General features: G+C 72.0%; 12 protein-coding genes and 1 riboswitch. All 12 genes read right to left on the reverse strand.

Features of this window, described 5'->3' with window-relative positions:
* Positions 1-107 precede the first annotated feature (107 nt).
* Positions 108-1,067 carry a DUF6925 family protein gene (locus MMB17_RS03130; RefSeq protein ID WP_241101045.1) on the reverse strand — a complete coding sequence of 320 codons (960 nt, stop codon included), beginning with the start codon at positions 1,065-1,067 and terminating at the stop codon, positions 108-110.
* Entirely contained in the window at positions 1,045-1,875 is an 831-nt protein-coding gene (locus tag MMB17_RS03135; RefSeq protein ID WP_241101046.1) for an ABC transporter ATP-binding protein, read from the reverse strand. The genes MMB17_RS03130 and MMB17_RS03135 overlap by 23 nt, the downstream gene beginning before the upstream one ends.
* Positions 1,872-2,918 (reverse strand): FecCD family ABC transporter permease, encoded by a 1,047-nt coding sequence (locus tag MMB17_RS03140; protein ID WP_241101047.1) that lies wholly within the window; start codon positions 2,916-2,918, stop codon positions 1,872-1,874. Before MMB17_RS03140 ends, MMB17_RS03135 begins: the two co-directional genes overlap by 4 nt.
* Positions 2,915-3,760, reverse strand: a complete 846-nt coding sequence (locus MMB17_RS03145; protein ID WP_241101048.1) for an ABC transporter substrate-binding protein — start codon at positions 3,758-3,760, stop codon at positions 2,915-2,917. Before MMB17_RS03145 ends, MMB17_RS03140 begins: the two co-directional genes overlap by 4 nt.
* 7 nt (positions 3,761-3,767) lie before the next feature.
* On the reverse strand, positions 3,768-5,738 hold the full coding sequence (locus MMB17_RS03150; protein ID WP_420847323.1) for a TonB-dependent receptor plug domain-containing protein: 1,971 nt from the start codon (positions 5,736-5,738) through the stop codon (positions 3,768-3,770).
* A 123-nt stretch (positions 5,739-5,861) separates the two neighbouring features.
* Positions 5,862-6,059: riboswitch (cobalamin riboswitch) on the reverse strand.
* A 126-nt stretch (positions 6,060-6,185) separates the two neighbouring features.
* Positions 6,186-6,419 carry a hypothetical protein gene (locus tag MMB17_RS03155; RefSeq protein WP_241101049.1) on the reverse strand — a complete coding sequence of 78 codons (234 nt, stop codon included), beginning with the start codon at positions 6,417-6,419 and terminating at the stop codon, positions 6,186-6,188.
* Between the two features lie 181 nt (positions 6,420-6,600).
* Entirely contained in the window at positions 6,601-7,257 is a 657-nt protein-coding gene (locus MMB17_RS03160) for a Rossmann-fold NAD(P)-binding domain-containing protein (protein ID WP_241101050.1), read from the reverse strand.
* Between the two features lie 39 nt (positions 7,258-7,296).
* The gene (locus MMB17_RS03165; RefSeq protein WP_238311948.1) at positions 7,297-7,938 is read right to left on the reverse strand and encodes a class I SAM-dependent methyltransferase; all 642 of its coding nucleotides are present in this window, start codon (positions 7,936-7,938) and stop codon (positions 7,297-7,299) included.
* 148 nt (positions 7,939-8,086) lie between these two features.
* Positions 8,087-8,935, reverse strand: coding sequence for an SDR family oxidoreductase (locus MMB17_RS03170; protein ID WP_238311949.1), 849 nt, complete (start codon positions 8,933-8,935; stop codon positions 8,087-8,089).
* A 178-nt stretch (positions 8,936-9,113) separates the two neighbouring features.
* Positions 9,114-10,151, reverse strand: coding sequence for an AraC family transcriptional regulator (locus MMB17_RS03175; RefSeq protein ID WP_241101051.1), 1,038 nt, complete (start codon positions 10,149-10,151; stop codon positions 9,114-9,116).
* A gap of 14 nt (positions 10,152-10,165) precedes the next feature.
* Positions 10,166-11,014, reverse strand: a complete 849-nt coding sequence (locus MMB17_RS03180; protein WP_238311965.1) for an oxidoreductase — start codon at positions 11,012-11,014, stop codon at positions 10,166-10,168.
* A gap of 125 nt (positions 11,015-11,139) precedes the next feature.
* Entirely contained in the window at positions 11,140-11,607 is a 468-nt protein-coding gene (locus MMB17_RS03185; protein WP_238311966.1) for a DUF2147 domain-containing protein, read from the reverse strand.
* Positions 11,608-11,707 lie beyond the last annotated feature (100 nt).

The raw sequence follows: 11,707 nt of genomic DNA on the forward strand, positions 1-11,707 counted from the left end.
CCTTTGCGCGATTCGGCATGGCGGGCCGGCTTGCCTTAGGCTGCCACCGGGCGAGGAGGCCGGTCGCGTTCGGGCGTGAACCGCCCTCCCCTTCGGCGGAGGGCGCTCTAACCGGTGCCGTTTTCGTCCTCGTCGGTGTCGGCGGCGCCCTCGATGATCTCCCCTCGCAGGGAGCGCGCCTGGGCCTCGGCCACGCGCCGCGCGGCCTGCGCGTGGCGGCTCGACACGGGGCTGTCCGGGCCGAGAGCGCCGCCGCGCTTGACCGCGAGAAGCTCCGGATCGCCCCAACGGTCGAGCAGGATCTGAAAGGCCGCGTGCCGGGCCGCGTCGAAGGCGATCCGCCGGCCCAGCATGTCCTTGTAGGGGTGGGCCGGGTGGAGGCCGGCGCAGGGGACGAAGCCCGCCGGGATCGGCGTCGTCGCCGCATGCGTGCGGCCGCTCCGCAGGAGCTTCGGGAGAACGTGGGTGTGCGGTCCCTCGGGGCTGATGCCGCCAGGGCCCGGGATCGGGGCATAGACCTCGATGCGACCGACCCGGGCGAGGAACACCCGGTGGGGGCTCATCGCGACGAGCTGGCGTCCGATCGGGTTGGCGGCGTCGAACAGGGGCTGCCCGACGCCCGACCGGAGGCAGGCGATGGCGTGCGCGTCGTTCGTGCGCACACAGGCATCGACCGCGCGCAGGTCGAGGCCGAGATCGAACAGGATGGCGTCGCGGTCCTGGAGGCGGGCCGCCTCCCGGTCGGGACCGAGCTCCGTCACCACGCGCCGCCGGCTCATGGCGCAGGCCGCCTCCGGCAGGCACAGGGCGATCGCCTGGTTCCAGCCCGATGCGACCGCGGTCTCGTAGGCCACCGGGCGCAGGCCGGGGCAGGCGGTCAGGGCGATGGCGCCGCGCTCCGTCGCCAGGCCCATGCGGTCGTCCGGCAGGGCCGTGACCGCCTCGTCCGGATCGCGCATGAACTCGGCGATGGCCCCGAAACTGCCGAGGCTCCAGGCGGTGCCGGGATCGGCCAGGGCCTCGCGCAGGAGGGCGGTGACCGCCTCAGCCTGGGATGATGGCGTCATCGCTCGTCCCCCTGGTGGCCCCGGACCGCGCCCAGGGCAGGATGTATCGGGTTCCGTCCGCGGCCTGGCCCCGCTCCGCCGTCACGCCGAACACGCGGGCGAGCAGGGCATCGGTCAGCGCGTCCTCCGGCCGGCCGTCCGCGACGAGCCGGCCGGAGGACAGCACCACGATCCGGTCGCAGAACCGGGCGGCCAGGGCGAGGTCGTGCAGGACGGCGACCACGCCCGCCCCATCGCGCGCGGCGGCGCGCAGCAGCGCCATGGCGTCGAGCTGGTGAGCCGGGTCGAGCGCCGTGACCGGCTCGTCGACAAGGAGCCACGCGGCCTCGACCGCGAGCGCCCGGGCGAGCAGCGCGCGCATGCGCTCGCCGGAGGACAGGGTCGGCTCGGGCCGACCGGCGAGGTGACCGACATCGGTGCGCGCCATGGCCCGCGCGATGGCGGCCTCGTCGGCCTCGGAGAGGGCGGCGAAGGCGCGGCGATGCGGCAGCCGGCCGAGGGCCACGATCTCGCGCACGCTCATCGGCCACCCGACGCCGGCGCCCTGGAACAGGGCCGCGACGCGGCGGGCGCGTTCGTCGCGGCTCATGCCGGCCAGCGCCCGACCCTCCAGGGTGACGCGGCCTTCCGCCGGGGCGATCAGCGCCGCCAGGACCCGCAGGAGCGTGGTCTTGCCGGCGCCGTTCGGGCCGACCAGCCCGACGAATTGCCCGCGCTCCAGGGCGAGATCGATCTCCGACAGGATCGTCCGGCCCTCGAGCGTCACCCGGATAGCGTGCGCGGAGAGGCTCGTGACGGACAGGCTCATGCCCCCCTCCCGCGGTTCCTCAGGAGCAGCCCGATCAGGAAAGGCGCGCCGATCAGGGCTGTCACCACCCCGAGCTTGAGCTCGGGCCGGGTGGCGAGCAGGCGCACCCCGATATCCGCGGCCAGGACCAGGACGGCCCCGGCGAGTCCGCTCGGCAACAGGCCGGCGCCGGGCCGCGCCCCGACCAACGGCCGCATCAGGTGAGGCACGACGAGGCCGACGAAGCCGATGGCGCCGGAGACCGCCACCCCGCTGCCCACGGCGAGCGCCGCCCCGGTGACGAGGCGCAGGCGCACCGAGAGGAGGCCGAAGCCGAGGCTCGCAGCGGTATCCTCGCCGAGGGTGAGGGCGTCGAGGGCGGAGCCGGTGGACAACATCAGGCCCCAGCCGACCGCCATCAGGGGCAGGCAGAGGAGGACGTGATCCATGCTGCGGTCACCGAGCGAGCCCATCAGCCAGAACACGATCTCCAGGGCGGCATAGGGGTTCGGCGACAGGTTGAGGGCGAGCGCGGTGAGCGCCCCGGCGAGGCTCGACAGGCCGATTCCGGCCAGGATCAGGCCGAGCGTGCTGCTGCCGCGGGCGGCGAGGGCGCTCAGGAGAAGGGCCGCGACGGCCGCCCCGGCGATGCCGCCGAGGGGCAGGGCGAGGCTCAGGGACGCGGTGAGGCCGCCATAGAACACGATCACGGCGCCGAGCGCGGCGGCCGAGGAGATGCCGAGGATGCCGGGATCGGCGAGGGGGTTGCGCAGGTAGCCCTGCATCGCGGCCCCGGTCAGGCCGAGGCTGAACCCGACGAGGCCGCCGAGCAGGGCGCGCGGGATCCGCAGCTCCCACAGCACCAGGGCCGGGAGCGTGGTCCGGCCCGCGACGAGATCCGCGAAGGCGGCGGTCATGTCGAAGGGCGCGTAGCCGATGGCGATCGAGGCGAAGGTCAGGGCGAGGACGGCGAGGCCGAGGAGAGCGATGACCGCCCGGCGGGCACGCGGCATGCCGAGTCGCGGCGGGGCGGCATGGGCGAGGTTCACGACTGGCGCGTTCATGGGCGGGCAGCCTGTGCGTTCGCGGCGGCCGCCAGCCGCGCCACGACCTCCGCCACCTGGGGGCCGGGGCAGGTCCAGAAGCGGTTCGGGATGGCGACCACCCGCTGCGTGCGTGCGAGCGCCCGGAACACGGGATGCTGCAGGAGCGCGTCGGCGAGCGAGGGCGCGCCCGTGCCTGTCTCGTCGACCACGATCAGGTCCGCCTTCGCGAGCACGGCCGCTTCGAGGGGGACCTGACCGAAGCGGTCGCGACCGATCTCGGCCGCGACGTTGACGAGGCCGGCGGCGCGGATGAGGGCGTCGCCGAGGCCGCCGGGCGCGACCGTGAAGGCGTTCGGCCGCATGACCAGGACCCGCAGGGGACGGGTGGCCGGTGGGACGGAGGCGAGCCGGGCCTCGAGCGCCGCGACCATCGCCTCGCCCCGCTCGGGATGGCCTATGGCCGCCGCCACCTGCCGGACCTGCGCGCGCACCCCGTCGAGATCGGCCGGCACGCCGAGCTCGAGCACCGGCGCGCCGACGCGCTTGAGCATGGCGACCGTCGCGCGCGTGGTGAAGGCGCCGGCGATGACGAGGTCGGGCCGGAGGGCGACGACCTCCTCGGTCAGGCCGCGCGCCACCGGCAGCCCGGCGGCCTCGGCCGCCACCGTCGAGCCGCGCGGATCGGCGGCCAGAACGGTGACCGCCAGGACCTGCTCGCGGTCGGCCAGCCGCAGGACGAGCTCGTCCGCGCACAGGTTCATCGAGACCACGCGCAAAGGCGCTGCCGCCGCATCCGCGGCGCGCGGCGCGGGCAGGGCGGCCAGGCAGGCCGCGAGCAGAAGCGCGCTGCGTGACGGCATCGTCACCTCAGAAGCTGGTCAGGCGCACGCCACCGTAGACGGCGAGGCCCGGCCCGAGGAAGCCGGTCGGGTTCTCGTAGCGGCGGTCGAACAGGTTATCGATCCGCCCGAACACGCTCACGCCCTCGCTGACGTCGTAGCTGACGGCGAGATTGACGAGGGTGAAGCCGGGATTCTTCAGCCGCGGCACGGAGAAGTCCCGGTTGCCGTCGACGAAGTGGCCGAGCACGATCACCGTGCCGCTGACGGTCAGACCCGGCAGGGGCGTCCACGCGGCGGTGGCGCTGCCCTTGTGGCGGGGCCGACGCAGCAGTTCCTGGCCGGTGATCTCGTTCTTGGTGACCGTGTTCGTGTAATCGACGCGGCCCGAGAGCGTTTCGGAGAACCGGACCGAGACGAAGGCTTCCGCACCGTAGGACTCGGCCTTCCCGACGTTCTCGTTGGACGTGAAGCTGGCATTCGTCGTGATGAGATTGGTGAAGTCGTTGCGGTAGTAGGTCGCGCCGACCAGGACCCGGTCGCCGAGCGGCTGCTCGATGCCGGCATCGTAGCCGAGGCTCTCCTCGGGCTTCAGGTTCGGATTGCCGAAGAAGTTGAAGGCCGGGAAGTCCTGGTAGAGCTGGCTCAGGGTCGGCGCCTTGAAGCCGGTCCCGACGCTTCCCTTCAGGCGCGTCTCGGTGAGGGGCAGAATGTAGCTCGGCGCCACCCGGAAGGTCGTGGCCGCGCCGAACTGGTCGTTCTCGTCGTGGCGGATATTGGCAACGAGGAAGGCGCGCGCGAAGGGCGTCAGCTGCGCCTCCCCATAGCCCGCCGTGTTGCCGTTCCGCGCGCGCAGGGAATCCGGCACGGAACCCGGTGTGGTCGTGAACAGGCTTTCCTCGTCGCGCTGCACCCCGAACAGCAGCAGGTTGCCGGGGGAGAGCAGAACATCGCCGCGATACTCGTAGCGCGTGCGCTCCCCGAGCCCCGTGGTCGCGTCGGGGGTCGCGAGCGGGTCCAGCGGCCCCTGCTGGCGGTTGAACAGGTTCGAGTAGTTCATGGCGAAGAGGTTGTGGAAGCCGGCGAACGGCGTCCACTCGGCCTCGTTGCGGGTGAAGATCTGCTGGACGGCGGCCTCGCTGCGGAACGCGGCCGGTGCCGATGGGAAGGTGCTGAGATCGTCGCCGGTGAACAGCAGACGCCCATTGATGAAGCGCGTCACCGAATTGATACGGAACGTGTCGGTGAACTGGTAGCCGAGCTTCGCCGAGACGGTCTCGTTGTCGTAGAAATTCGGATGGACCGGGCGCCCGAGCGGCACCAGGTCCCGCGGCGTGACGGGGGTCGCGGCGGCTCGGACATGCGCGATCGTGACCGCGTAGTCGAAGCCGTTCTCCGAGCCGCTGATCCGGCCGCTCTGGTTGAAGGTACCGAAGGAACCGCCCTCCACCCGAAGCGAGGTGCGGGCCGGCCCCTCCCCGCGCTTCGTCGTGAAGGCGATCACGCCGCCGATGGCGTCCGAGCCGTAGAGGCCGCTCTGCGGCCCGCGCAGCACCTCGATGCGCGCGAGGTCGTCGGTGAGGAGCTGGCCGAAGTCGAAGGAGCCGTTGCCGTTCGACGGATCGGTGGCGTCGATGCCGTCGATGAGCACCTTCGTGTGGTTGGAATTGGCGCCGCGGATGAAGACGGAGGTCTGGCCGCCGGGGCCGCCCGTCTGAACGACGTTGAGGCCCGGCACCTGCTGGAGGGCATCCGGCACGGTGCGGCGCTGCTGCTGTTCCAGCATCGGCGATGTCAGCACGGTCACGCTCGATCCGACCTGCGCCGTCGGTGTCGGCACACCGGTGGCGCTGACGGAGATCTCTTCGAGGGCGGCAGCGGCCGGCGCATCGGCGAAGGGCGTCGCGCTCTGCTGGGCGAGGACGGGCGCGGTCGAGAGGGCGGACAGCGCGCAGGACAGGGCCAGCGCGCTCCGGCGCGCGGAAGGAAGGGACAACACGGGACGGCAGCCTCGGGCAACGGCAGTGGCACGTCACCGCGAACGAGGCCTCGGGTCACCGCCTCCTCGCAGGAATGGCGGACCTTCGACACCCGCCAGGACACCCCGCCCGACGCGTTTCGCGTGTGACCACGACTGACGGCAGGTCTCCTGGCTCGCGGGTCGCTGCCCTCTCACCGTCTTCCCGGATGAGGCTCATCCAGTGACATGGTGGCGGAAGGCTCGCCGCTCACAGTTGCGGGGGCAGCCGCGGCTTCAGAGCGAACCCCTCACCGCGTTCCCTTTTGATCCCCGAGGGGAACCGTCGCCCCATTCCTCTCACCGCGGCCAGGGGCGGTCAATCAGGCCGGGATGGGAACGGCACAGCTGTTGCCGTCTCGCCTCAGCAAGGACTCTCGCCGCGTCCGGTCATGCCAGCCGGCACCGCCGCAGGACCCGGGAACGGTGCTATCGCGCCGGACGCTCGACGGAACCCCGCGCCCGGACGGAATCGGCGCCCTTGACGATCGGGTCGCGGGGATTCGCGGCAGGGGAGGAGGCGAGGAAATCCCAGGCCTTCTGGCCCTGAAGGGTCGGAGCGGCGGCGCGCATCCGAGATTCCGCGTCGGCGCCCTGCGCCAGAGCGGGGCTTGCCGTTGCCGCCGTCACGGCGAGGGCGGCAAGCACGATCCGTATGCTCATGGTCGAGATCTTTCGCGTGGGCTGCATTCGATGGAAGAATGCCACCGCAACGAGAGCAATCAAGAACAAAAATATGCTCTTGCGCTTCCGACGAAGACCGATTCCTGGGCCCTCTCGCCTTGGACGAAGCGGGATCGTGCGCGCGGCGAGGCCCCCGATCGGGCGACGCAGCGCTTCGGTATCAGGGGCGCGTCCGGCCCGCAGGAGTCCGCTTCTCCCCATGGAGCGAGGCCACATGGCAGCCCGGAAGCGCGGCCCGGGCGCTGTCGAGCATGACGCGGGCGATCGTATCCGCCGGGGCGATCCGCAGGCTGGCGGGCAGGATCGGATCGAGCGCGCCAAAGACGCGCGCGGCGATCTGCTCGCCGAGACGGGGCTGGGCGCGCTGTCCGCCGATCAGGCCGGGGCGGACCAGCGTCAGGGAGGGGAAGCCCAGCCGTTCGATGGCGTGCTCCAGCTCGCCCTTCACCCGGGGATAGAAGAAGCGTGAGGCGGGATTGGCGCCGAGGGCCGAGTTGAGGACGAAGCACGGCGTGCCGTGGGCGCGGGCCAGCCGGGCAGCCGCCAGGGGATAGCCGTGGTCGATCCGCCGGAAGGCCTCCTCTGAGCCTGCCACGCGCATCGTCGTGCCGAAGGCGCAGAGGGCGGCGTCGGCTTGCCACCAGCTGGCGGCCTCCGGCAGCGCCTCGAAGTCCACGAGGGGCGCCCGCAGCTTGGGATGCGGGGGAAGCGCGCGCCGCCCCGGAGCGGTGACCTCCGTCACCCGCGGATCCGCCAGCGCCCGCTCCAGGACATGGCGGCCGACGAGCCCCGTCGCGCCGAGCAGCAGCACTCTCATTCCCGAACGATCCCCGCGCCCACCGCGATGCCCCGCGCTTCAGTCGAAGGCCGGCGCCCCGCCCGCGAGGGGCTTGCGCCGGGTGATCTTGTAGACCGCCGCGGGCGGCACGTTCGAGACCGTCGCGCCGATCCGCCGGGCCTTGAGGCCGAGGCGGTCCAGGATCGGCCGCGGCACGGGGCAGCGCGGCCCGTAGGTGAACTGGTAGAAGGCGCCCTGGCTGCGCAGGAGGGCGAAGGCGCCCGCCAGAATCGCGAAGACCTTGCGCGGCGGCATCGAGAGCAGCGGCAGGCCGCTGACGACGGCGCCAAATTCCTGCCCCTCGAAGGCGGCGTTGCCCCTGATCTGCGCCGCATCCATCCAGAGCACCCGGGCCTCGGGAAAGCGCAGCTGCAGGGTCCGCGCGAAATCGGAACCGAATTCCACGAGGGTGAGGTCGCTCTCGGCCAGGCCGCGGTCGAGCAGCGCGCGCGTGAACACCCCGGTCCCCGGCCCCAGTTCGAGGACCGGCGCGTCCTTGGCGGACAGCTCCGCGGTCATGAGGCGGGCCAGGGCCTCGCCGGACGGGGCGACGGCGGCGACGCGCAAGGGGGCCGCCACCCAAGACCGGAAGAAATGCACGTAATCGGCGAAGCCGCCTGCCGCGACAGCCCCCGCCTCCGAACGCATCAGCCAGACCATGACGCAAAGCTCCGATCGGCCCGCGCCCGGCGGCGCGGCCATGGGATTGAGGGAGAGGAATGAGGCCGAGGCGGAGGCCGTCTGCCGGCCCTCCGGCCCCGGATCGCGGGGCGGACCCGGGCCGGAGGCCGGGTCCGCCCAAGGCCCGTCAGGCGCTGAAGCTGTGCCGGGTCGACTGGCCCTGCGCCGCGTTGGAAACCGCCTCCCAGGCTTCCCAGGTGGCGAGGCGCTCCGCATAGGCCGCCCGGGCGACCGGCAGACCCTCGGTGCCCAGGAAGAAGCGCAGCGGCGGGGTCTCGGCGTCGACGATCCGGAAGAGCGCCTCCGCCGTGGCCCGGGGATCGCCGAATTCGACATGGGCGGCGCCGGCGAAGATCTGGGCCCGCAGCGGCGCATAGGCCTCGATCCCGGCGGCGAGCTTCAGGGAGGACGGCCCGGCGAATTCGGTGGCGTAGGCGCCCGGCTCGATCAGCGTGACCTTGATGCCGAAGCCCTTCACCTCGTGGGCCAGGCTCTCGTGGAGCGCTTCGACCGCCCATTTCGAGGCGTGGTAGAAGCCGATGACCGGGCTGGCGACGAGCCCAGCGACGCTCGACACGCCGAGGATGTGGCCGCTGCCCTGCGCCCGCAGGTAGGGCAGCACCGCCTGCAGGACGCGCAGCGCGCCGAAGACGTTGGTCTCGAACTCGGCCCGGACATCCGCCTCGGACGTCTCCTCGATGGCCCCGACCAGGGCGTAGCCGGCATTGTTGACCACCACGTCGAGCCGCCCGAAGCGCTCATGCGCCCGCGCGACGGCCCGGCCGACCTGGTCCGGATCCGTCACGTCGAGGGCCAGCGGCAGCACGGCGTCGCCGTAGCGCTCCGCGAGATCGGCGACGCTCGCCGCCGAGCGGGCGGTGGCCGCCACCTTGTCGCCGCGCGCGAGCGCCGCCTCGGCCCAGACGCGGCCAAAGCCGCGGGAGGCACCGGTGATGAGCCAGACTTTCTCGGTCATGGGAACTCCCTGTTCCAACCTGTTCGCAGAAGGGCAGCGGAAGGATCTGCAGGGTCAGGGATAGGCCGCCGGCCCACCCTTGAGAGTGACGGCGGGCGCCAGTTGTCTGGCGGAGAGCGCCAATGAGGGGCTCTCCCGCCATGGGGACGGTCCCGTGGGGACCGCCCCGGGCCGCCCCTCAGTGGAGGGCGTGCGGCCGCCCCGGCCCGGCGCCGCCCCGGCCGTTCAGCTCGCGCCAGCGGCTCGGCGTCACGCCCTCCCAGTCCCGGAAGGCCCGGTAGAACGAGCTGGTATCCTGGTAGCCGAGCAGGCAGGCGACCTCGTCGATGTCGGTGGCCGGATCGGCCAGGAGCTGGCGCCCGAGTTCCTGCCGGGCCTCGACCAGCATCTCGCGGAAGGTGCGGCCCTCCTCGGTGATGCGCCGCTGCAGGGTGCGCTCGCTCGTGCCCAGCTCGCGGGCCACGTCGGCGAGCTCCGGCCGCCCGCTGGCCAGGCTGCGCTTGAGCACGATCTTGACCTGCGCGCAGAGGGAGCTGCGGGCCTCCAGCTCGCCCAGGGCCGAGGCCAGGCTCGGCGTGAGCATGTCGAGGAGCTCCGGGTTGTGGCCCGGGAAGGGGCGATCGAGGTCGGCCCCCTTGAGAAGCAGCGCGTTGCGCGGCGCGCCGTAGCGGATCTCGCAGCCGAAATACTGCCGATGCGCGTCATGGCCGGGGCCGGGGCGCTGGAGGTCGAGCCGCAGGGGCGTCAGGTGCAGGCCGGTGCCGCGGCGGCCGAGCTCGACCAGGGTGGCGAAGGCCACGTCCGTCGCGATCGCCGGCTCAGGCTCGGTGGCGTAGAACCAGGCATTCGTGATCAGGCATTCGCCGGCGCCCTCGACGATGTGGAACTGCTCCGGCGTGCACAGGCGCTTGAAGCGGGCGAGCCGGTGCAGGCCGTCGCGATAGTCGCGGGCGTGGAAGGCGGCGAGGCTCGAGGGCGGATGGGCGGCCGTGGCCGCCCCGGCCACGAACCGGATCCCGAGGGCGGGGTCGTCCGCCAGCGCCTCGAGGGCCCGCCAGATGGCGAAGAACTGCGCCGTCGTGACCAGGGACTGCCCCTCGAGATGCAGGGTCGCCGGCAGCCGGGCCTGACGCAGCAGGGCGGCCGGCGGGATGCCGATCTGGGCGACCGCCCGCCAGAAGGCGGCGGGCACCTTGCACCGGTCGGCTGGTATCATGGCGGTCCCTCCGATCAGGCGGCGGCGCGGGAGATGCCGGTCGCCATGCGCATGAACCCGTCGAAGGCGCGGTCCGACAGGAAGCGGCGCAGGAAGATCATCGGCTTGGCGCCGAAGCCGACCGCGTAGCGGGTCTTGGGCCGGCGGGCGGTGACGGCGGTGGCGATCGTATCGGCGATCAGCTGCGGTGGGGACTGGCGCTTGCGGCTGGCCTCGCCGACCATCGATTCGGCCATGGCCTTGGCCTGCGCGCCGTAGACGCCCCGGCCGGAGGTCTCCAGGAGCTTGTTGGCGGCGATGCCGGCCCATTCGGTCTTGATGCCGCCGGGCTCGATCACCACCACGTCGATGCCGAAGGGCTGCACCTCCAGCCGCAGGCAGTCGCTGATGGCCTCCAGCGCGAACTTGGTGCCGTGATACCAGGCGCCGAGCGGGGTGTGGATCTTGCCGCCCATGGAGGTGATGTTGACGATGGTGCCCGCCCGCTGCGCCCGCATCTGGGGCAGCACGAGCTGGGTGAGCCGCACGGCACCGAACACGTTCACGTCGAACTGGGCCCGCGCCTCGGCGAGCGGCACGTCCTCGACCGCCCCGTAGGAGCCGTAGCCGGCATTGTTGACCAGCACGTCGATGCGGCCGGCCTTGGCCACGATCTCGGCGACGCCGGCCTGCATCGAGGCCTCGTCGGTCACGTCCATGGCGAGGACCTGGATGCCGGCCCGGGCGAGGCTCTGCATCCGGTCCACGCGCCGCGCGGCCCCGAACACCGTGTAGCCGAGCGCCTTGAGCTTGAGCGCGGTGGCTTCGCCGATCCCGGACGAGGCCCCGGTGACCAGGGCGACCTTGTTGCTTGTACGATCCATCACTGTCTCCTCAACATGCGCATAGGGTAGGCCCCGGCGCACGACAGCGCATTCGCGAAAACCGACAAGGATGATGCGAAAGGCGCCAATCCTCGGTGGATCGGCGCCAGCCGGCCGGCGCGCCCTTACGGCATGCGGTGGAACACGCGGGTCTGACCGAGCAGGGAGACGCCGAGGAAGCCGCGCAGGTGCAGCTTGCCGCCCTGCATCTCGGCCTTGGCGTTGTAGGTGCGGCCCGAGGAGGCGTCGTAGATCGAGCCGCCGGTCCATTCGCCGTCCGCGTAGCGCAGGCCGGTGATGAAGACGATGTTCTTCAGGGAACGGCTCCGCAGGGCCGGATCGGGATTCTTGGCATCGTTCTTCAGGGTGACGCCGTCGGCCTCGACCACCTCGTTCCCGTAGAGGAAGCGGGCCTGATACGCGGCGCCGGCCCGGAACATGTCGAGCCGCACCGTCCCGTCATCGGCCTCCCACTTGCCGACGATGGCATCGGGCGAGGCCGCCTGGGCGAAGGCTTCGGGAATCGTGGTCAGGTTCAGCGTGGTCAGCATCAGCGCACAGACCATGCGCCGGGAAAGAACAGCTCTTTTCATCGATGGGACCTTGCCTGGATGATCGTCAGGCGACAGAGTTCTTCTTGGATGCTTCTGTCGACGTGCCGAGCTTAAGCAAAGCCTCGTCTTCCGACATTGG

The sequence above is a fragment of the Methylobacterium organophilum genome, from assembly GCF_022533465.1.
Taxonomy (GTDB): Bacteria; Pseudomonadota; Alphaproteobacteria; order Rhizobiales; family Beijerinckiaceae; genus Methylobacterium; species Methylobacterium organophilum.

Excerpts from the sequence above, each read along its gene's own strand:
- MMB17_RS03185 (WP_238311966.1), bottom strand. The coding sequence starts at position 11,607 with ATGAAAAGAGCTGTTCTTTCCCGGCGCATGGTCTGTGCGCTGATGCTG.
- MMB17_RS03155 (WP_241101049.1), bottom strand. The coding sequence starts at position 6,419 with ATGAGCATACGGATCGTGCTTGCCGCCCTCGCCGTGACGGCGGCAACG.
- MMB17_RS03145 (WP_241101048.1), bottom strand. The coding sequence starts at position 3,760 with ATGCCGTCACGCAGCGCGCTTCTGCTCGCGGCCTGCCTGGCCGCCCTG.
- MMB17_RS03140 (WP_241101047.1), bottom strand. The coding sequence starts at position 2,918 with ATGAACGCGCCAGTCGTGAACCTCGCCCATGCCGCCCCGCCGCGACTC.
- MMB17_RS03170 (WP_238311949.1), bottom strand. The coding sequence starts at position 8,935 with ATGACCGAGAAAGTCTGGCTCATCACCGGTGCCTCCCGCGGCTTTGGC.
- MMB17_RS03130 (WP_241101045.1), bottom strand. The coding sequence starts at position 1,067 with ATGACGCCATCATCCCAGGCTGAGGCGGTCACCGCCCTCCTGCGCGAG.
- MMB17_RS03160 (WP_241101050.1), bottom strand. The coding sequence starts at position 7,257 with ATGAGAGTGCTGCTGCTCGGCGCGACGGGGCTCGTCGGCCGCCATGTC.
- MMB17_RS03175 (WP_241101051.1), bottom strand. The coding sequence starts at position 10,151 with ATGATACCAGCCGACCGGTGCAAGGTGCCCGCCGCCTTCTGGCGGGCG.
- MMB17_RS03135 (WP_241101046.1), bottom strand. The coding sequence starts at position 1,875 with ATGAGCCTGTCCGTCACGAGCCTCTCCGCGCACGCTATCCGGGTGACG.
- MMB17_RS03165 (WP_238311948.1), bottom strand. The coding sequence starts at position 7,938 with ATGGTCTGGCTGATGCGTTCGGAGGCGGGGGCTGTCGCGGCAGGCGGC.
- MMB17_RS03180 (WP_238311965.1), bottom strand. The coding sequence starts at position 11,014 with ATGGATCGTACAAGCAACAAGGTCGCCCTGGTCACCGGGGCCTCGTCC.